This window comes from Rhodococcus sp. NPDC056743 (genome assembly GCF_042790355.1).
In the GTDB taxonomy this organism is placed as follows: Bacteria; Actinomycetota; Actinomycetes; order Mycobacteriales; family Mycobacteriaceae; genus Rhodococcus_F.
The window spans coordinates 90,969-110,884 of sequence record NZ_JBHTZI010000003.1 but is presented as its reverse complement, the minus strand read 5'-3'; the positions used below and the strand labels follow the sequence as shown (position 1 = coordinate 110,884).

Here is a 19,916-nt window from a genome sequence, read left to right as displayed (position 1 = left end):
GTTTAGTACTGCATGACCGTTTTCACTGCATCTATGGATTTCACTCCTTAGAATCGAACCGTCCTGCGTCTGCGGGTACGAGGGGATACAGATGATCTATCGACTACTCGGGCCGTTGGAAGTTGCACGAAGTCCCGCGGCGAGTGACGTGATCGATCTGGGCCCACGGAAGCAGCGAACAGTGCTCGCTGTCCTCCTCCTCAACCGGGGTCGCGTCGTGTCCACCGACCGGTTGATCGACGCGCTCTGGCAGAACGACGCGCCCGCCAGTGCGATATCCAGCATCCAGGCCTACATCTCCAACCTCCGCAGAGCACTCCGTACAGAAACAGGTGCAACGTCACCGATCGTGCGTCAACCACCCGGGTACCTTCTCGACATCCCTACCAGCGAGGTCGACCTTGCGGTCTTTCTCGACGACGCCGAATCCGGCCGACAACACGCGGAGAACGGACAGTGGCGTGGCGCGTTGACCACGACCGACCGCGCTCTTGCCGCGGTCCGCGGGAAACTCCTCGACGACCTGAGCGACGAGCATTGGGTAGAGGTGGAGGCCACGGCATTCGAAGAGGTACGGACCGAATGCCGAGAGACCCGAATAACAGCGCTTCTCGCCTTGGGCCGGTTGGCTCCGGCGTTGGTCGAGGCCGCCCAACTCTGCAGCGAATACCCGTTTCGTGACCGGACCTGCTGGCTGCGCATGGTCGCACTGCACCAGGCAGGGCGGTCCCCGGAAGCCCTGGAACAGTTCCACTCCCACGCCTCACTCCTGGACGCCGAATTGGGGCTGAAGCCCGGCGGGGAACTGACGGCACTTCAAGGCGCGATACTGCGCCATGAGCCAGGCCTGGCCGCGTGGCCCCGAGTTCCGGAATGGACCGGCGCAGAGCAAGTTCCAGCACCCAACGCTCCCCCGATACCCGCACCGAACCCTGAACCGCTGCCCACCCGCCTGTTTTTCGGGCGCGACGCCCAGTCGAGTATCGCCGCCACGATGCTCGACGACGTCCGGCGCGCCTTGCCCCGGTGGTTGACACTGACCGGTCCGGCGGGGATAGGCAAGACCCGACTTGCCGAAGAGTGCGCGGCGAGAACAGCGTCCGCTCACGGGCGAGCCGTCTGGGCACGGTGCCCCGAGGACGACGGAGCACCACCGTGGTGGCCGATCAGGCGGCTGGTTCGTGAACTCGGCGCCAACGCCGACGTAGTGCTGACCCCACCCACCGACGTGGATCCCGACGAGGCCAGATTCGCTGTCTACGAACGGGTTCGCACCACACTCGAATCGGCGGCCACCGACACCCCATTGACCGTGGTCATCGACGACATTCAGTGGGCCGATCCAACTTCGATTCGTTGCCTGACCTATCTCGTCGGCGCACTGTCCAGCGCCAGAGTCTGGTTCGTGTTGACACTGCGCGACTCGGAGGTCGGACCCACGGTGCGCAAACTCCAGGACGCCGTACTCCACGGTGATGGGAACCGGCACATCATGGTCCCGGCCCTTGCCCAGTCCGAGGTGGCGGCCCTCGCCAGTTGTGTATCCGGGGAGGAACTCGATGAGACGGAAGCGCGAATTCTCACCGAAAGAACCGGCGGCAATCCACTGTTCGTCTCGGAGTACGCCAGGCTTCCCCGGAACGAACGACTCGGCGACAGCATTCCGAGCGCGGTTCGGTCTGTACTCGGCCGTCGGCTCGCTGCCGTGGAACCCGCGGTACTGCAAGCCCTTCGGGTTGCGGCGGTCATCGGCGACGCTATCGAGATGGACACATTGACTGCAGCGACAGGACTCGACCTCGACACGCTCGCCGACTATCTCGACGAAGCCGCCGACGAACGAATCATCGTGGCCGAACCGGGGATCGGAGGCTATGCCTTCGCCCACGGCCTCCTTCGAGACGAAGTACTCGAATCGATATCCACGCTGCGACGTCAACGTATACACGCCCAAATTGCCGAAGTGCTTGCAGACTCACCTGATCCGGACCGGTTGAGCCGGCGCGCACAACATCTGATGTCGGCACTACCCCTCGTCGATCCACACATCGTGTTGGAGGCCTGCACGTCAGCAGCGCAAGATGCGACCGACAGGTGGAGTTCCGAAACCGCCGCGGAGTGGTGGGAAGCTGCGGTGCACGCCTTCGACCTACTGCCTGCTTCCCAGCAGTCGGCTGACGCCCGAGACGATCTGTTGGTGGCCAGAGTTGAGGCTCTTGCACGCGCTGGGCGTGGGCAAACAGTGCTCGACGTCGTGAATGCCGGCATCCTCGACGCTGTTCGGGAAGATCGAACGTCCGCTGTCGGACGGCTCGCGGGTGCATTGCTTCGCGCTGCCGGCGCCTGGCCTTGGGTTTCGTATGGCAGCGATCCTGGCCCACTACTCGAACGCCTCGCAGCGGTTGAGCCGCTGGTAGAAAACGACAGAGCAGCTCACGCACGGGTACTCGCCGCCTTGGCCGTAGGTAGTTGTTACCACCCTGACGCGGCGGTCCCCGACCGTTGGAGCACACAGGCGCTCGACATCGCTCGCGATCTCGGCGATCCTGACGTCGTAGCCGACGCCCTTCTCGGGCGGATTCTGCTGTTCTCCGGAGTCGCAGTCCACAGCATCGAATCGATGCGGCTACTGCGCGAACTTTTCGAGCTTCCACATCAGCAGTCGCGCGTGGACGACGTCATCGCCCACGCTGTCGCCAGCATGACGAAGATGAATCTTGCCGACGTCGACGCCGCCGTCACACATGCTCGGCAGGGCATCATCGGTTGCGATCTGTTGAGGCTTCCCGTCATTCGAGTCCAATTGCGCTGGATGGAAGCAACTCTCGCCGAGTGGCGGGGCGACTTCGCGCAGGCGAGGCGGCAATACGAGACGGCCAGACAAATCCACTTGCAGACCGAGTTGTACACCGCGGGGAGCTCGGACCTGGCATTCAACACCTTGGAATGGGAACGAGGCGCTTTGGCGCAATCGGATCCCGGTGTTGTCGAACCTGATTCGTGGAGCCTCGCCATTGCCGGCGCACGCGGCGATCGAGCATCCGTCACCGCAGGCATCGAGCAGTGGCTGATGAAACTCGGGCCGCAGACGTGGACAACTCTGGGGCACCAGACGCTGCTCGCACGAGTCGTCGCAGATCTGGAATTGATCGAGTATGCCGATACGTTCATCGACTTGCTCGCACCTCACACCGATCGCATCGCCACAGTGGGACATGTGGGCGAACTGGGCTCCGTCGCCGAAGCGTCCGCACGCCTGCACGCCCTTCGGGGGCGCGCTGAACAAGCGTCGACACTCCTCGATCAGGCAGAAAAGATCGCTGCCGGTTCCGGTGGTGCACCCACACTGCTCCGATGCCGCCTGCTTCGGGCTCAGCTACAGCCGCCCTCGAGTGAGCGGGATCGGGAACTGGCCGCCATTGCGGCCGAATCGAAAGATCTCGGGATGACCGACATCGCCGAGCGGGCACTATTCATGTCTTCCTGAACGACGAATCCTCCTGAACTGCGAAAATGCGCATGGAGAAAACTTGGATCCTGCCGAGTTTCCCGTCAAGAACCAGCCAAGCGCATTCAGACATTCTTCCTACACACCCGAAAGACGGATGAGAGAGGAAGATCATGAACTTTCAGTCCCCCACACTCGACACCACACTGGAATCGCTGCGCACAGAGGTGACCGGATCTGTGGCGCTACCCGGCGAGGCTGGATACGAATTGGCAACTCCGTGGAACCTCGCAGTACCAGTGAACCCGCGGGCTGTAATCGCGGTGGAAAACGCGCAGGACATTGCGGCCACAGTACGGTTCGCAGCAAAGCACAACCTCCGCGTCGCCGTTCAACGAACCGGCCACGGTGCGGTATCCCTGGGCAATGATGTTCTCCTCGTCCATACCGGCAAACTGACGGAGTGCGTCGTCGATCCCGTATCTCGCACAGCCAAAATTGGAGCCGGACTGATCTGGCAGAACGTCATCGACGCCGCAGCACCGCACGGCTTAGCGCCGTTGACGGGGTCTTCGCCCGCCGTCGGTGTCGCCGGATTCCTCACTGGAGCCGGTATCGGTCCGATGGTCAGAACGTACGGACTCTCGTCCGACCATGTCCGGTCATTCGACATCGTCACCGGTAGTGGCGAACTCGTCCACGTCACCCCGGACGAGCATGCCGAACTGTTCTGGGGACTACGTGGCGGCAAGGCAACTCTCGGCATTGTCACCTCGATCGACATCGACCTCATGCCGATCACCCACTTCTACGGCGGCGCACTCTATTTCGACGGAGTGGATGCACACACCGTGGCACACGCGTGGCTGGACTGGTGCGCCGACTTTCCCGAGCACAGCTCCACCTCTATCGCCTTTCTGCAACTCCCACCGCTACCCCAGGTTCCGCCGCCACTAGCCGGGCGGTTGACGTTTGCCGTCAGATTCGCGAGTCTCGCTGACGAAGCCGAGGCCGCAGAACTCATCAGCCGAATCCGTTCGGTGGCAACACCGCTGATCGACGCCGTCGGCACGTTGCCGTACGCAGCCATCGCGGCAGTACACGCCGATCCCGTAGATCCGATGCCGACACACGAATCCACTGCACTGACCACCGACCTGTCACACGAGGCCGTCGACGCCCTTCTCGCCGCCGCCGGAGCCGGGTCTCAGTCCCCCCAAACCGTCGTAGAACTACGTCTTCTGGGCGGCGCCCTGGCCCGGGAACCGAAACACCGCAGTGCCTTCTGTCATCGCGATGCCGCTTTCACGTTGTTCAGCATCGGAGTCTTGGCGCCGCCTGTGGCCGATGCAGTAGTTCCGCATGCCCAGGCCTTGGGACACGCGATGGCACCCTGGACCACCGGACGCACACTGCCCAACTTCGCGCCGAGCAACGACCCGGAGCAGATTGCCCGAACCTACGACGAGGACACCGCGCACTGGCTCACCGCTCTGGCGAACACTCACGATCCGAGCGGAGTCCTGGCGGTCGGCCAGGTCATGCGTCAGATCCGATGAAAGACACTCCGAGAAATCGAAAACCTATGGAAGGCTCAGCTACCGAATCCCCAGAACGAAAAGTCGAGAGAATTCACGGAGCCCGTAGTGGGTGCTTCCACAGTCATTGTCACCGGCAGGTCGGTAGGGTCGTCAATTCCATTGGTGGCGGTGACGGTGAACGTAAAAGTACCTGCGACAGTGGGTTTTCCGGTCAGAACCCCCGCCTCGGACAGCTGCAGCCCGGAGGGTGGTTCGCCGGCAGTGACGGTCACCACGGGGGTGGGCCGACCGGTGGCAGTGAAGGCGTAATTGTAGGACTGGCCGAGAACCCCGGTCGGCGGTGTACCGGCCAGGGTGGGTGCCTGCCCGATTGCGATCACCGACACCGAATTGCTGCCCTGATTGGCGACGTAGGCGTGAGCACCGTCGGGGCTGACAGCCACCCCGTACGGCCGCTCGCCAACCGCGATGGGCTGGCCGACAACAGCAGGAGGAACGGCGCTGGTGTCGATCACCGACACCGAACTGTCGCCTTGGTTGGTTACATAGGCGCGGTCGCCGTCGGGGGTGAACGCGATCACGGACGGGTTCACTCCGACTCCGATGGGCTGGCCGACAACAGTAGGAGGAACGGCGGTGGTGTCGATCACCGACACCGAACTGTCGCCCTGGTTGGCTACATACGCACGGTCGCCGTTCGGGGCGAACGCCACCCCGGACGGCCTCACGCCGACTCCGATGGGCTGACCGACAACGACGAGAGGAACAGCGGTGGTGTCGATCACCGACACCGAATTGTCGCCTGGATTGGTTACATAGATGCGATCCCCGTCGGGGCTGACAGCCAACCCGACCGGACCCGCCCCGACACCGATGGGGTCGCCAACGATGGCAGGAAGAACAGCGGTGGTGTCGATCACCGACACCGAGTTATCACCCCAACTGGCGACGTAGACGCGATCCCCGTCGGGGCTGACAGCCAACCCGGTCGGCAGCACACCGACCGGGACGATGGCCGTGACGGCAGGGGGAACGGCCGTGGTGTCGATCACCGACACCGAATTGCTGTCATGGTTCACCACGTAGACGCGATCCCCGTCGGGGCTGACGGCCACCCCGTTCGGAAACGCACCAACACCGATGGGGTCGCCGACAACAGCAGGAGGAACGGCAGTGGTGTCGATCACGAACACCGATCTGCTTGCCAGGTTGGTGATGTAGGCGCGGGCACCGTCAGGGCTGAACGCCACCCCGAGCGGACCTGCGCCGACCGCGATGGGGTCGCCGACAACGGTATCTGCGGACGCGACACCGACCAGACCACCGAAAGACATCGTCAGCGCGAGAGCAGTAGTGCCCACTACCGTCACAGCCCGAGACCATCTCGAACGTGAAAGTGAATGAGGTCGATCGAGAACGATCACAGATCCCTGCCCTTCCAAATGCAGTCCGCACCACTTCGGGCGCGCGGCAGCTCGCGGAAACGTAACCACCGCACCGGAAGATATCGGACATTTATTCTGAAAGGAAGCATTTGAACTGGCCATTAGAGGACACAGCTATCGCGTGGCCACAAGTGCCCCACCTTGCGGGTCACGCACATGGTGCCTGGATAGTCGGTATCGGCGCCCTTCGCAGGGTCGGACGCCGATACCGGTTCATGTCAGCACCGGTTCATGTCAGCCCAAAGCAGTGTCAGCGACCCGGCCGAGATGACGGACGAAGAACCGAGCCGAGCTGTCACGCTCGTATTCGGGTACCGGGTAGTGCCTGCCCGAGTAAGCGTGCAACGTCTTCTCCTTCGAGCCGAAAGCGTCGAATAGGGCGATCCCGGACGCGCGGTCGAATTCCTCATCGTCCCAAGGGATCCGGTACTCCACCGGGACAGTGAGCTTGTGTGCCGCGCCGATCAGAGCGTCGTCCACGAAGACCCCGCCGAAGCTCACGGCCGCAATCCGGGTTTCGGCTGCCGCCAACAACAACCCGGTCACGACACCCAACGACACACCGCCAAAACCGATCTGCGCGTCGGCGCCAAGCTCTGGTAGCAAAGCATCCAAGGTCGACTGCCATTCCGGCACAGCACGTTCCGCCACCGACATGTTGTAGTCCACGACAATCGGGGCGATCGGTTCTCTCGACGCCCGAGCCTTGCGTATTGCGTCTGCCCAGCGTTGATCCTGAAGGTTACGCGGCCGGTCACCGTGTCCGGGGGCGTCGATGGCGGCGACGGTGAACCCGTAGGTGGTCACGCTGTGGAGTGCACTGGCCACCAACCCTGGCGCCTTCTTGTGCATGCCACCGGAATGCCCCGACAGCAGCAGCGGCGAGCCGCTGGTTCCGGATGCGGGTGACCAGAGCACGCCGGTGATCTCATCCAGATTGAAATTACGTTCGATGACACCGTTTGACGATGTCTCAGAGGTGAAGTGCATGGTGTTGCCTTTCGGGAGTGCCTTGTAGTCGAAGCGCTCCCGGCGACACCTACGTCAATCGCCGAACCGTGAACTCGAGTGGGAGCACCCACATGGATGTTGCGTTCATGGGTCTCACCTCCTCGCCTTACGTCACGGTCTCGCGCACGCTATCAACCTGAGCCGAATCCCGTCCACTCATTTTCTTGCCCACCGAGCCTGACCGGTGCCCACGGAGGCGATGGGCGTTCCACGATCACTGCATTATGGTTTTCGCTTTGAGTGCCCGGAATTCCTCTTCGTTGATCGCCCCGGAATCGAGAAGCCCTTTCGCGGCCGAAATTTGCCGAGCCGGAGATTGCCCGCTGACATCACGGACGTCGACACCCTGGGCGTTCATGCGCTGGTGAGCAGAAGCCAGCGACCGCTGAGTCATTCCGTCATTTCTCACGATCACGTAGATCATCGCGGACAGGAACGGGATGACGAACAGGAAGATGATCCAGACTGCCTTCGCCCAACCGGACATCTCGTGATCTCGAAACAGGTCGGTGATGATGGAGAACAACACACTCAGGTAAGCCACAAACGCAAAACACACAAATACGAACCAGAAGAACTCCCAGAAACTTTCCATTCTCTTTCAACTCCCCGTTTGTATGTCGACGCTCAGGCCCCGATACCGCTAGCACGGTCGAGCTTCGGAAACACCCGAGATACCTCATGCCCCGGAATGTCACGTTCTCCCGCAGAGTGGGCAACGGCGATGTCGCGCAGCACGGCCTTCTCCACGAGTAGCGGCACGAAAGTGCGTATCCGCCCACTCCGCAAGCGCTGATGATTCATGCGCACACTACGTTCGATGTCCAGGGGTGAGACAGTCGGATAGCGGGTGATCAACCGTGCAATCACCTGTTCGACCTGGAGCAACTCTTCGTCGCCGGTCATCGGATAATCGTCTGCCCAGCGGCCCGCGGCCGTCAAGACTCGAAACAGGTTCGAAAGCATCACAATTCGAAATTCGATCTAGCCACGAATAATTGTGTCGATTGCGGGGCATACACAAGCAAAGGGTGTGTATGCCACAGGACATCCTGCGCGGAAGAACTGTCCGGAATATGGATGCCGAGGAGCGAGCGTGGGAAAGAAGTCGAAGAACAAGAAACACAAGGACTCTGAGCTCGAAGCTCCCCCAGCCAGTGACGTGGAACCCTCCTCGGCCGCGACCCACAAGCCGATGAAATACAAGACCTATCGTCGGGATCTCAAGCCGATTCACGCAGAACTCGTCGCATTGCAGGAGTGGGTCAAATCGTCCGGCGCAAAGGTCTGCATCGTGTTCGAGGGCCGTGACACTGCCGGAAAAGGCGGGGTTATCAAAGCGATCACCGAGCGGGTGAGCCCACGGGTATTTCGGGTAGTTGCCCTACCCGCGCCGACAGCACGAGAAAAATCGCAGATGTACATCCAACGGTATGTGCCACATCTGCCGGCGGCCGGCGAGATCGTCATCTTCGATCGCAGTTGGTACAACCGCGCCGGGGTCGAACGGGTCATGGGCTACTGCACGAACGAACAAGCACACGAATTCCTCCAGCTCATCCCGACAGTCGAACGCGCAATCGTGGAATCCGGTGTCATTCTGCTGAAGTACTGGCTCGAAGTGAGTGAGGAACAGCAAATGCTGCGCCTGCAGAGCCGAATCGACGACCCGCGGAAAATCTGGAAGTTGTCGGGCCTCGACCTGAGGTCGTACAGCCGTTGGTACGACTACTCCCGGGCCCGCGACGAGATGTTCCGCTTCACCAACACTGGTTGGGCACCCTGGTATGTCGCGGACAACGACGACAAGAAACGCGGTCGTCTCAACATCATCAGCCACATACTGAGCCAGATTCCCTACGAACCCCTGGAACATCCCGACATCAAACTGCCACATCGACAACGCGCCGACGGCTACAAGACACCCCAACAACCACTGCACTGGATCCCTACCCCCTACTGAAAATCCCGCCAGGGAAAGGACGTGCGGCAATGAGCCACCCGAAAGCCGCGCCGCAGGATCAAGCGCACACAGACTCAGCCCCGAGCACGACCTGGCATGCCCAGAGCGCCGAAACTGTTGTCGCCACCCTGACGTCTGATCGGGAGTCCGGCTTGAGTGCTGACGACGTCGTAAACCGTCGCCGTCATTACGGGCCCAACGAAATTGCCTCGACGCCACCGCCCTCGATGTGGTCGATTGCGCTGGCGCAGTTGAGGGATCCGATGAATCTGATGCTGGTCGCGGTTGCCGTGGTCAGCATTGTCATCGGTGAAATCCCCACTGCCATAGTGGTTGCGGTACTCGTCGTGCTCAATATCGTCCTCGGCACTCGCCAGGAGATGAAAGCCCGCGCCAGTGTGGACGCACTGGCGAAGATGCAAACACCACGAGTTCGGGTTGTCCGCGACGGGACTTTGATCCAGCTCGACGCCACCGAGTTGGTGCCTGGCGATATCGTCGAACTCGAAGCGGGCGATATCGTCGCCGCCGACGGACGCCTCCTGACCTCCACCACGTTGGAAACTCAGGAAGCGGCACTGACAGGTGAAAGCGCACCCATCCCGAAGGACCCGAAGACACTGAGCACCACAGACATTCCCCTCGGCGACCGAAGCAACATGGTGTTCCAGAACACTTCGGTCACCCGCGGCACCGCCACCATGGTGGTCACCGAAACCGGTATGCACACCCAGATCGGGCAGATCGCGTCGATGCTGTCGGCAGTCGCACCCGGCAAGTCGCCGCTACAACGCGAACTCGATTCCCTCACCAAACTGCTCGGCATCATCGCGTGGGGCGCGGTGACGATCATCGTGGTCATCGGCGTGATCCGTGGCCAAGACCTGACAACGCTTCTCCTGCTGGGTATTGCGATGGGAGTCTCGGCAATCCCGACGGGCCTTCCGACTTTCGTCCAGGCCATGCTGGCATACGGAGCTCGCCAACTGGCCGATGCGAAGGCCGTCGTCAAGAACCTCACCGACGTCGAAACACTCGGTGCTACGAGCGCCATCAACTCGGATAAAACCGGCACGCTGACGATGAACCAGATGACGGTGCGGTCGCTGTACGTCCATTGCCGGTGGTACCTCGTCGAGGGCGAGGGTTACGCCAAGAGCGGACGAATCACGCAGGTAGCGGGCGAAGCGCCGCCGGATTTCACCCTGCTCGCCTACGGTCTCTGCCTTGACAGCGACGCCACCGTCTCCGACGCTGGAGAGATTGTCGGCGACCCGACCGAGGCCGCGCTTGTAGTACTCGCGGCAAAGATCGGCGTCGACGCTCCACTCACCAGAAGGACGTACCCCCGGGTCGCAACAGTTCCCTTCGACTCGGCATACAAGTTCATGGCGACGTTCCACCATCTCGAAGTGGACGGCGGTAGCCAATTCGTGGAACTGGTCAAGGGCGGGCCGGACGTGGTCCTGGCTCGGTGCTCGACTGCGTTCCTACCTGGCCGTCGACCCGTACCGATCGACGAGGTCCGTGAAGAATTGACAGCCGCGAACCGGAGTATGTCCGAGAAGGGTCTTCGCGTGCTGGCCTTCGCCGTTCGGCGACTCGATGGGCAGGAAACAGCAGTGGGGGCGGACCCCATGTCGTTTGTCGAGGACCTCACGTTTGTCGGCATGGCCGGCATTATCGACCCGCTTCGCCCGGAGGCGATCGAATCGGTCCGCACTGCACACACCGCCGGCATCCATGTCCGCATGATCACCGGCGATCACGCAATTACGGCATCTGCGATCGGCGCCGAACTCGGACTTGGACCGGGCGCGATCGGCGGCCCGGAACTCCAGGCACTGACTGACGAAGATCTGTCGGCCGCGATGCCGAACCTACATGTCTTCGGCCGCGTCACCCCCGCCGACAAATTACGCCTGGTCGACGTTATGCAGAAGAATGGCGCGGTTGTCGCGATGACCGGCGACGCCGTCAACGATGCTGCCGCGCTGAAGAAGGCCGACATCGGCGTCGCCATGGGATCAGGCAGTGAAGTGACCAAACAGGCGGGCAAGATGGTGCTCACCGACGACAACTTCGGGACCCTGATCACCGCAATCAGTTTGGGCCGCAACATCTACGGCAAGATCGTGTCCTACATCCGCTATCAGATGTCGAAACTGTTCTCGTTGGTTCTGCTCTTCCTCGCCGCAAGCATCTTCGATATCAACGAAGGTGTAGCGCTCACCCCGCTGATGGTGCTGTTCCAGCACTTCTTCATCACCCTGTTCCCCGTTGCGGTCATCATGCTCGACCCGCCGCCGCCGGACCTGATGAAGAAGCCGCCCCGCGACCCCAAGTCACCGATCGCCAACCGGCGGGCGGTCATCCAGTGGCTGGCCTACGGCATCCTGCAGTTTGCCGTCACACTTGCCGCGATGCTTCTCGCCCCAGGCGAGATGAGTACAGACGAGGCAAATGTTCCCATGACCATGGCGTTTGTCGTGCTGTCTCTGGGCTCGATCCTGGCCGGACTGACCATGCGTCGCGATCCGGAATCCGGCCTCATCGCACCGGTGCTCGGCGCACTCAAGATCTTGGCTATCCCGACCGTGGTCACCGTGTTCGCGGTGGAGGCAGGAGTTCTCCAGGATCTCCTCATGACAACCTCATTGACGGGTAGCCAGTGGCTGGCCTGCATCGGATGGTCGCTCATCATTCCGATCGTGGTCGAGTTGGACAAGGCAATCCGACGCCGGCGCCTCCCGAAGACGGATATCCGTATCCCCGCGACCGCTGCAGTCGCCCCTCAGCGTGCTCACGCGCAATGATGCACACTCGTCCTACCAATTACTCGGCGACCGATTTGACGGATTTCTGAGCTTTGCGGCTGCGACGGGAAGGATAATCGACAAATGTCGTGGACAGAGGGTCTAGGTCGGCTACCCGGGATCGCAACAGCCCGGGAGTACCACCGCGAATGGCTGCGCACAGACATCACAGCCGGACTTGTCCTCACGGCCCTGCTGATCCCCGCAGGCATGGGATACGCGGAAGCCGCTGGACTCCCCGCGTACGCCGGTCTGTACGCGACCATCGTGCCGCTCCTCGCGTACGCACTGGTGGGTCCGTCGAAAATACTTGTGCTGGGACCGGATTCGTCGCTCGCACCTCTTATCGCCGCGGCGATCCTGCCACTGGCCATCGTCGGCGACGAAGACAACGCACTCGCCCTTGCCGGCGTCCTGGCCATCCTTGTCGGGCTCATCCTCCTGATCGGCGGGTTCCTGCGCCTCGGCTTTGTCACCGAACTACTCTCGAAGCCCATCCGACTCGGTTACCTCAATGCCATTGCCCTTGTCGTTGTTGTCGGTCAAATCCCCAAACTGCTCGGTTTCTCCGTCGATGCATCAGGCTTGCTCGGCGAAATAGGCGAGATCGGAAAGTCCGTGGTAGGCGGGGATATCGATCCCGTCGCTGCTGCTGTCGGGATCGGCTCGCTTGCTGTCATCGTCGCGTTCCGACTCTGGGTCCCCGTTGTACCCGGAGTCTTGGTGGCCGTCGTCGGCGCAATCATTTTGTCCGCCGCGGCTGGCCTGACGGATGACATCGGGATGGTCGGCGCGCTCCCGGAAGGTCTCCCCCTTCCCTCTGTTGGAGGCGTCAGTTGGCAGGACGTCGGGCACCTGATCGGTCCCGCGGCCGGTATCGCACTTATCGCTTTTGCCGACACCGGCGTTCTCTCCCGTACCTTTGCCGCCCGGCACGGTGAAGACGTCAACGGCAGCACCGAAATGAAGGCGATCGGCGTCGCCAACGTCGCAGGCGGACTTTTCGGCGGTTTCCCGATCTCAGCGAGCGGATCACGAACGCCGGTGGCCGAACAGAGCGGCGCCCGTACACAATTGGCGGGTGTAGTCGGCGCGCTCGCGGTGCTGGCGTTTGTCTTGGTTGCCCCCGGACTCACCGCGTATCTGCCCGATGCAACACTCGCGGCCGTGGTCATCGTCGCAGCCTGCGCGCTGATCGACGTGGGTGGAATGGTCCGGATGTGGCGTATGAGTACCGTGGAGTTCGGACTCGCCGTCGCAGCATTTCTCGGCGTTGCACTGGTGGGCGTTCTACAAGGAATCCTCGTCGCGATCGGGCTGTCGTTCGCCGCGGTCATTGCACAGGTATGGCAACCCCACCGCACCGAACTCGTCGAAACCGCACACCTAGCGGGATTCCACGATGTCGAGCGGCATCCGGACGGACATCGCATTCCCGGCCTGGTCTTGGTGCGTTTCGACGCTCCGCTGTTCTTCGCGAACGGCGAGATCTTCGACGAGTACGTGCGCTCGGTAGTCGCCACAGCGCCGACGCCCGTCGAATGGGTAGTCATTGCTGCAGAGCCGATTACCGGCCTCGACACCACAGCCGTGGACGAGTTGGTCGACCTCGACACCTACCTCGAAGGCAAAGGAATCCGACTGGCATTCGCTGAGATGAAGGGGCCGATCAAGGACCGACTCATCCGGTTCGGCGTCGGCGACCGGTTCGACTCGACGCACTTCTTCCCCACCCTCGAAGCTGCCGTCGACGAGTTCCGCAACCGAAGCGGGAAGAGCGACACCTCGACTGACCAGTGAGCAGGAGCACGAGACATGGATTCCTTCTGGACACTCTTCTGGCTCAGCGTCATCTCTCTCGCACTGCTGTCGTATCTGGTCCTGCTGTTCGAGATCAGCGCCGACCTCTTTCGCGACCACCAGATATCGGGGTGGATACGCGCCGCCTGGGTGTGCTTTCTGCTCCTTGTCCCCTTCGTCTCGGGACTCGTCTACGTCATCGTGAAAAGTGACGGCATGGCCGAGCGATCCCGAATAGCCGACGGAGCGCCCCGGAACTAACGGGGTGTCAGACCTTCTTGACGACGCTCGACTTCAGCTGCATCGGCCCGATACCGTCGACCTTGCAGTCGATGTCGTGATCGCCAATTCCCTGGACCAGACGGATATTTCGCACTTTCGTGCCGGACTTGATTCCGGTGGGGCTGCCCTTGACCTTGAGCGTCTTGATAACTGTCACGGTGTCGCCGTCGGTGAGTACGTTTCCGACGGCATCCTTGATGACGCCACCCTCTTCGACAGCCGAGTCGTCCGGTGCCCACTCGTGTGCACATTCGGGACACACCATGAGCGCACCCATCTCGTAGGTGAACTCACAGGAACATTCAGGGCACGGCGGCAATGTGTCTTCCACACGATCAGCCTATCGGCCGCCCCGCCTGCCCGATTTTTGCACTTCATAACCAGTCATTGGCAAATATTTTGCACTTAATGAAAGTTTGCATTCTGTGCAATTATCGAAGGTATGGGTACCGAAACACTGGGTCTTCGAGAACGTAAGCGAATTGCCACACGCGAACTGATCGAACGCACCGCCGTCGAACTTGTGCTGGAACTGGGCTACGACGAAGTGACTGTCGAACGGATCTGCGAAGCCTGCGATCTGTCCACGCGCACGTTCTTCAACTACTTCCCCACCAAGGACGCCGCGATCGGCGGGATCGCGATAGTCGTCCCGCCCACGGCCGTGATCGAGGAGCTACTCGACGCCCACCCGGGCGACCCGCTCCGCGGAGCCCTGGCCGTTTTCGCCGAGGCCATGAAGATCATGGACGAGAGACCCGACCTCCTCGTCCATCGACGCCAGTTGTTCGAGCGACACCCGACCTTGCTCCAACAACATCTGGCTACCTTCCACGAACTCGAGGACACGCTCACCCGGATGCTCACGGAAGAACTGCTCGAACGACCAACCCGTGGCCGCCTACCCACCGATATGGCGGCAGCCGATGAGGCCACCGCCACCGTGATCATTGCCGGAGCCGCAATGCGCTACGTATTCCGTGCCTGGCAGAACAGCGAAAAAGATCGTCCACGAGCCGAACTCGTAGATCCCGCATTGACGTTGATGGCCCACATCCTGCGGTCCACCCACTAGTTCGCCTTCCACTCTCGCCTCCAAGGAGCCTCATGTCGACTCGAGAAGTCACGCCCACAAGCGCAGACGAACCCGAGATCACGACCGACAAACGATCCATCATTCTGGTGTTCGTCGGTCTGATGATCACGATGCTTCTGGCATCCCTCGACCAGATGATCTTCAGCACCGCGTTACCGACCATCGTCGGAGAGTTGAACGGCGTCAATCACATGGTGTGGGTGACAACCGCGTACATCCTGGCGTCGACGATCATGATGCCGGTCTACGGAAAGATGGGAGATCTGATCGGCCGCAAAGGCCTGTTCATCGGTGCGATCAGCATCTTCATCGTCGGTTCTGTGATCGGCGGTCTGTCCCACGACATGACCACTCTCATCGCCGGTCGCGCAGTTCAGGGACTCGGCGGCGGTGGACTGATCCTGCTCTCGCAGGCGATCATCGCCGACGTGGTGCCGGCCAGACAGCGCGGTCGGTACATGGGCGCAATGGGCGGCGTCTTCGCCCTCGCATCCGTTGCAGGTCCACTTCTGGGTGGTTGGTTCACCGAAGGCATCGGTTGGCGGTGGGCGTTCTGGATCAACGTGCCACTCGGCCTGCTCGCGATAGCCAGTGCGTCGGCGTTCCTGCATCTACCCAAGCCCAAGCTCGGCAAACCGGCGATCGACTATCTCGGCATGGTCTTGGTTGCTACGTCTGCCACCTGCTTGATTCTGTTCACAACGTGGGGCGGAAACACCTACGACTGGGATTCCGCCGTCATCATCGGGCTGATCATCGGCAGCATCGTCAGCGCAATCGCCTTCGTCATGGTCGAGCGGCGAGCAACCGAACCCGTCATTCCCATGCACCTGTTCGCGGAGCGCAATTTCGTCCTGACCACTACCGCCGGACTGATCATCGGCATAGCGATGTTCGGGGCTCTCGCCTACCTCCCCACCTACATTCAAATGGTGACCGGCAAGAACGCCACCGAAGCCGGACTCATGATGATTCCGATGATGGCAGGACTTCTGGTGTCGTCGATCGGTTCCGGGCAGATCGTCAGCAAGACCGGACGCTACAAGGCCTTTCCGATCGTCGGCACAACAATCGTCGCGGTCTCACTGGTCTTACTGTCCAGGCTGACTCCGTCGACATCACTTGTCGTGTTCGGAATCTACATCGCCATCATGGGTATCGGCCTTGGTTTGGTCATGCAGATCCTGATCTTGATAGTTCAAAACACCTTCCCCGCAGCCGAAGTCGGTACCGCAACCGCATCGAACAACTTCTTCCGCCAGATCGGTGCATCGTTGGGTAGCGCAATAGTCGGAAGCCTCTTCGCGTCGCGGTTGTCCAACCTGCTCGCGGAGCGTTTGCCTGCCGGTGGTGGTGGCGTCGGCGGTGAAGAAAACTCGTTGACTCCGGGAATCCTCTGGAAATTACCCGATCAAATCCGCGAAATCATTGTGGGCGCCTACAACGACGCACTGGCGCCGATCTTCCTGTACCTCGTTCCCCTGGTAGTCGCCGCCGTCATCCTTCTGCTCTTTGTGAAGGAAAAGCCGTTGGCAACCACCATCGATCGATCGGTAGCACCGATCGAATAGGTACCGATTGTTCGCTAGTGTGGCGTGATGCCAGCCGAAAAGAATCCGACCAGACACAAGTTTGTGGTTCTGGTCGGATTCTGCGCTGTGCTCGTACTGCTCATCGCCGGCGGATCGTGGTGGGTCACCCGTAGCAACGACGCGCTTGCCGGCGAAACACTCGACGCCTTCCCCTCCCTCGACCACAGCACACTGAGCCAGTCACAGAGCGAACTGGTGACCAGCCTCGAGAACGAATGGGAGTCCGGTGCGCCCGGCACCACGTACGCCGAAGGCGTCGAAGAATCCTGGTGCGCCGACTTCGTCAGCTGGAACGTGAACAAAATTGGCGCGCCGTATTCCAACCCCAATTCCGGCTCGTGGCGAATCCCCGGTGTCTACACACTGCAGGAGTACTACCAATCCGTCGGAACCTTTGTGCCTCTCGGTCAGGACTATCGGTTGAAGACCGGCGACACGATTCTCTACGACGATTCCAGTCCCTTCGGGCAACACGTCAACATCGTGCTCCGCAATGATGCCGGCGTTGTCACCACTGTTGGCGGCAACGAGAACAACTCCGTGATGCTTCACCGGTTCAACCCTGACGATGTTGCCGGCATCGTCGGGTTCGGCGCGTTCTGACGACGCAGTGCAACGATTCCCTCGCGTCGTAGATGGTGTGACGTTTTTTAGTGCTTGGTGACGTGATCGGATTCTGGTCTGCGTTGGTTCGATGGAACTAGCTCGTCAAATTCGGAAAATTCGGTGTTTCCGTCGTTGTCCGAGTATTGATCCGGGTGAATGAAAGTCTCCTGTCAATCAGATCCGCCGACCGCTGAACCTGGCCGTCGGCCACCGATCCCCCACCGCAGTCATCCGCGGACGCGTTCGCGTGCACCACTTCCCCACCAGCACCGCTCCGCACCCAACAAAATCGGGAGGGTTGGCAGATGCTCTGCCAACCCTCCCCACGAGAGTTTTACGAGGCGCGCGAGACTGCAGTGCTCAGCGCGTCGGTGATGCGGTCCGCACCCCACGGGAGTGAGATCGGGGACGGGAAACCCAGTGCATTCGGCACTCCGGAGTTGCGGGCGATCGACACGACCGATCCGCGCTGGACCGCCGACAGGTTGCGCCACTGCTCGTTGTCGCGCATGTAGTCGATGTCCCCCGCCGGTGAGATCACAACCGCGACGTCTGTATCGAGTTGGGCGACGTACTCGTAGCTGATCACTCCTCGCCCGTCTGCATCGGTCGGCACAGTCTGCGCCCAGTCGGTCAATTGGAAGCCCAAGTCCTTCATGAGCATTCCGATTCCTCGGTCCTCACCGGCGAGGATGTACAGCTGCCCGTTGAGGTCTCCGATTACCGCGTTGAAATTCACGCCCTCGAATTCGGGGTGAGCAGCACGAACAGCGGCCAGATCGGCCTCGGCCGAGTCGACAGCGGCCTGCGCTGCGTCCTCTCGACCGAGCGCCTTGCCGATCTTGAGAGTCGAATCCTGCCATGGCTCCACGTTGGCCTGCTCGTCGAAATGCACGACCGGGGCGATACTCGAAAGCTGCTCGTAGGCACGCTCATTGAGACTCCACTGCCCAGTCGCGACGATGACGTCAGGATCGAGGGCCACGATCTGTTCGATGTACGACTGCGGGTCGCCTTCGAACAGCAGTGACGGAATCTCCTTGTCACCGGTGGACAGCAGTGCGTCGACGCCGCCGCCGGGGTTGGGCGGCAGCACCTGGTACCCCATGTCCGTCAGGGCGTCGACCTGCCAGGGCCACGCTCCCACTCCGTTCGTGGAGACGAGGATGTTCGCGTCCGTGGGCAGGGCAATGGGTGCGACCCCCATCGAGATCACCATGTCCGCGTCCTGGGGCGAGAGGGGAAGCACCCGCTCGGCGCCGACGGGCACCTGGGCTTCGCCGAACTTGCCGCTGACAGTGACTGTTTCCCCATCGGCGGTGTTGAGGGAGTTCCCACCACACGAGGTCAAGAGCAAAGCAAGCGCAACAAATGCCGCAGACAGCGCACGGTTCACAGCGGGTGTCCGTTCGGTCCGCCAGGATTACCGGGCACGGTGCACGTGGCCATAGCGCGGTGCGCGAGGAAGCAGAGACTGTCGTTGCTCAATTTCCACTGCCCGTCGATCCAATACCATTTGAGAGTCGCTTCCGACGGCGCACTGCCAGGCAACGACGTCACGAGTTGGGCACGCGCCACCTCGTCGGTCACCGTGACCGGGTCGGTGAGATCCCAGCGATAGATACCGGCTGCGATGTTCAGCGCGTTTCCTACTGCGCGAACGGTGGGGACGCCGGCGGCGCCACCTTCGATCGCCGCAGCAACGTCCGCGTCACTTGTGGCCGAGTTGAGTCCGCGCTGCAGTTGACCGTTAAGTTCGGCGATGCCCGGCGTCGTTGGCCCCTCGGGTGCCGATGCAACCGCAGGGGCGGCGCTCGCGGCAGGCCCACTGGTCGCGGCAGGCGCAGCTGGGGCTGCAGCCGGCGCCGGAGCCGCGGCTGCCGAGGTGGGCGCCGCAGCCGGAACCTGGGGATCGAGCACGGTGACGCCACCACTGGCCGCGTCGGCAGTAGAGCCCACGGTGCCAGCCCCTGCAGGGGAAGCCATGGTCACGACGACCTGACGTTCCTGGTCACCGAGATTCATGCCGAACAGGACGAGTCCGGGGATCGCCACCCCCACAACCATTGCCGCACACGCGGAAACCGCCACTGTCGGCCAATGAACACCGCGGCGTGGCACGGCAGCCTGCGGATAGCGACCGACGTCCTCGTCTCTCGACTCATCGAGGTCGTAGTCGGTCTGATTGCTCATCGCGTTGTCTCCGTTAGGCGCTCAGTGTGGTGAGTGGGTGACACCAACACATCAGAATTTAGGTTAGCGTAGGCTAACACTCGCATAACGGTCGACGGTACACAGGTCCGGATTCAGGGTGTT

The 19,916-nt window shown here is 61.6% G+C and carries 16 protein-coding genes; 9 read left to right on the top strand and 7 right to left on the bottom strand.

Annotation, left to right across the window (positions count from 1 at the left end; all coding sequences use genetic code 11):
- Positions 1–91 precede the first annotated feature (91 nt).
- Both ACFRFQ_RS07950 and ACFRFQ_RS07945 read left to right on the top strand, forming a co-directional pair.
- Positions 92–3,487, top strand: a complete 3,396-nt coding sequence (locus ACFRFQ_RS07950; protein ID WP_378655380.1) for a BTAD domain-containing putative transcriptional regulator — start codon at positions 92–94, stop codon at positions 3,485–3,487.
- Between the two features lie 134 nt (positions 3,488–3,621).
- Positions 3,622–5,007, top strand: coding sequence for an FAD-binding oxidoreductase (locus ACFRFQ_RS07945; RefSeq protein WP_378655377.1), 1,386 nt, complete (start codon positions 3,622–3,624; stop codon positions 5,005–5,007).
- 35 nt (positions 5,008–5,042) lie between these two features.
- Here the strand turns inward: ACFRFQ_RS07945 and ACFRFQ_RS07940 are convergent, their stop codons facing one another.
- The 4 genes from ACFRFQ_RS07940 to ACFRFQ_RS07925 all read right to left on the bottom strand — a co-directional run bounded on the left by ACFRFQ_RS07940 (position 5,043) and on the right by ACFRFQ_RS07925 (position 8,351).
- Entirely contained in the window at positions 5,043–6,359 is a 1,317-nt protein-coding gene (locus ACFRFQ_RS07940; RefSeq protein WP_378655375.1) for a lactonase family protein, read from the bottom strand.
- Between the two features lie 309 nt (positions 6,360–6,668).
- Positions 6,669–7,424 carry an alpha/beta hydrolase gene (locus ACFRFQ_RS07935; protein ID WP_378655373.1) on the bottom strand — a complete coding sequence of 252 codons (756 nt, stop codon included), beginning with the start codon at positions 7,422–7,424 and terminating at the stop codon, positions 6,669–6,671.
- Positions 7,425–7,659: 235 nt separating this feature from the next.
- On the bottom strand, positions 7,660–8,040 hold the full coding sequence (locus tag ACFRFQ_RS07930; protein ID WP_378655370.1) for an SHOCT domain-containing protein: 381 nt from the start codon (positions 8,038–8,040) through the stop codon (positions 7,660–7,662).
- A gap of 32 nt (positions 8,041–8,072) precedes the next feature.
- Positions 8,073–8,351, bottom strand: a complete 279-nt coding sequence (locus ACFRFQ_RS07925) for a three-helix bundle dimerization domain-containing protein (RefSeq protein ID WP_378655368.1) — start codon at positions 8,349–8,351, stop codon at positions 8,073–8,075.
- 190 nt (positions 8,352–8,541) lie between these two features.
- Here ACFRFQ_RS07925 and ppk2 point away from each other — a divergent pair, with 190 nt between their 5' ends.
- The 4 genes from ppk2 to ACFRFQ_RS07905 all read left to right on the top strand — a co-directional run bounded on the left by ppk2 (position 8,542) and on the right by ACFRFQ_RS07905 (position 14,285).
- Positions 8,542–9,408: a polyphosphate kinase 2 gene (gene ppk2, locus ACFRFQ_RS07920; protein WP_378655365.1), complete on the top strand. Its 867-nt coding sequence runs from the start codon at positions 8,542–8,544 to the stop codon at positions 9,406–9,408.
- A gap of 29 nt (positions 9,409–9,437) precedes the next feature.
- A complete protein-coding gene (locus tag ACFRFQ_RS07915) occupies positions 9,438–12,224 on the top strand; it encodes a cation-translocating P-type ATPase (RefSeq protein ID WP_378655362.1) in 2,787 nt (928 codons plus the stop codon).
- An 84-nt stretch (positions 12,225–12,308) separates the two neighbouring features.
- Complete coding sequence (locus ACFRFQ_RS07910; protein ID WP_378655359.1) at positions 12,309–14,024, top strand: SulP family inorganic anion transporter; 1,716 nt, start codon at positions 12,309–12,311, stop codon at positions 14,022–14,024.
- A gap of 15 nt (positions 14,025–14,039) precedes the next feature.
- Complete coding sequence (locus ACFRFQ_RS07905; RefSeq protein WP_378655357.1) at positions 14,040–14,285, top strand: hypothetical protein; 246 nt, start codon at positions 14,040–14,042, stop codon at positions 14,283–14,285.
- Positions 14,286–14,292: 7 nt separating this feature from the next.
- Here the strand turns inward: ACFRFQ_RS07905 and ACFRFQ_RS07900 are convergent, their stop codons facing one another.
- On the bottom strand, positions 14,293–14,637 hold the full coding sequence (locus ACFRFQ_RS07900) for a zinc ribbon domain-containing protein YjdM (RefSeq protein WP_378655355.1): 345 nt from the start codon (positions 14,635–14,637) through the stop codon (positions 14,293–14,295).
- Positions 14,638–14,748: 111 nt separating this feature from the next.
- Here ACFRFQ_RS07900 and ACFRFQ_RS07895 point away from each other — a divergent pair, with 111 nt between their 5' ends.
- From ACFRFQ_RS07895 to ACFRFQ_RS07885, 3 genes are read left to right on the top strand one after another with little or no spacing between them, the layout of a single operon-like run.
- On the top strand, positions 14,749–15,381 hold the full coding sequence (locus ACFRFQ_RS07895) for a TetR/AcrR family transcriptional regulator (RefSeq protein ID WP_378655352.1): 633 nt from the start codon (positions 14,749–14,751) through the stop codon (positions 15,379–15,381).
- 32 nt (positions 15,382–15,413) lie between these two features.
- A complete protein-coding gene (locus tag ACFRFQ_RS07890; protein ID WP_378655350.1) occupies positions 15,414–16,973 on the top strand; it encodes an MDR family MFS transporter in 1,560 nt (519 codons plus the stop codon).
- Between the two features lie 27 nt (positions 16,974–17,000).
- Positions 17,001–17,597, top strand: a complete 597-nt coding sequence (locus ACFRFQ_RS07885; RefSeq protein WP_378655347.1) for a CHAP domain-containing protein — start codon at positions 17,001–17,003, stop codon at positions 17,595–17,597.
- A gap of 337 nt (positions 17,598–17,934) precedes the next feature.
- Here ACFRFQ_RS07885 and ACFRFQ_RS07880 read toward each other — a convergent pair whose 3' ends face one another.
- On the bottom strand, positions 17,935–18,996 hold the full coding sequence (locus ACFRFQ_RS07880; RefSeq protein WP_378655344.1) for an ABC transporter substrate-binding protein: 1,062 nt from the start codon (positions 18,994–18,996) through the stop codon (positions 17,935–17,937).
- Complete coding sequence (locus tag ACFRFQ_RS07875) at positions 18,993–19,793, bottom strand: hypothetical protein (RefSeq protein ID WP_378655342.1); 801 nt, start codon at positions 19,791–19,793, stop codon at positions 18,993–18,995. The genes ACFRFQ_RS07880 and ACFRFQ_RS07875 overlap by 4 nt, the downstream gene beginning before the upstream one ends.
- Between the last annotated feature and the right edge of the window lie 123 nt (positions 19,794–19,916).

Excerpts from the sequence above, each read along its gene's own strand:
- ACFRFQ_RS07935 (WP_378655373.1), bottom strand. The coding sequence starts at position 7,424 with ATGCACTTCACCTCTGAGACATCGTCAAACGGTGTCATCGAACGTAAT.
- ACFRFQ_RS07945 (WP_378655377.1), top strand. The coding sequence starts at position 3,622 with ATGAACTTTCAGTCCCCCACACTCGACACCACACTGGAATCGCTGCGC.
- ACFRFQ_RS07910 (WP_378655359.1), top strand. The coding sequence starts at position 12,309 with ATGTCGTGGACAGAGGGTCTAGGTCGGCTACCCGGGATCGCAACAGCC.
- ACFRFQ_RS07950 (WP_378655380.1), top strand. The coding sequence starts at position 92 with ATGATCTATCGACTACTCGGGCCGTTGGAAGTTGCACGAAGTCCCGCG.
- ACFRFQ_RS07915 (WP_378655362.1), top strand. The coding sequence starts at position 9,438 with ATGAGCCACCCGAAAGCCGCGCCGCAGGATCAAGCGCACACAGACTCA.
- ACFRFQ_RS07905 (WP_378655357.1), top strand. The coding sequence starts at position 14,040 with ATGGATTCCTTCTGGACACTCTTCTGGCTCAGCGTCATCTCTCTCGCA.
- ACFRFQ_RS07890 (WP_378655350.1), top strand. The coding sequence starts at position 15,414 with ATGTCGACTCGAGAAGTCACGCCCACAAGCGCAGACGAACCCGAGATC.
- ACFRFQ_RS07875 (WP_378655342.1), bottom strand. The coding sequence starts at position 19,793 with ATGAGCAATCAGACCGACTACGACCTCGATGAGTCGAGAGACGAGGAC.
- ACFRFQ_RS07930 (WP_378655370.1), bottom strand. The coding sequence starts at position 8,040 with ATGGAAAGTTTCTGGGAGTTCTTCTGGTTCGTATTTGTGTGTTTTGCG.
- ACFRFQ_RS07885 (WP_378655347.1), top strand. The coding sequence starts at position 17,001 with ATGCCAGCCGAAAAGAATCCGACCAGACACAAGTTTGTGGTTCTGGTC.
- ACFRFQ_RS07925 (WP_378655368.1), bottom strand. The coding sequence starts at position 8,351 with ATGACCGGCGACGAAGAGTTGCTCCAGGTCGAACAGGTGATTGCACGG.
- ACFRFQ_RS07895 (WP_378655352.1), top strand. The coding sequence starts at position 14,749 with ATGGGTACCGAAACACTGGGTCTTCGAGAACGTAAGCGAATTGCCACA.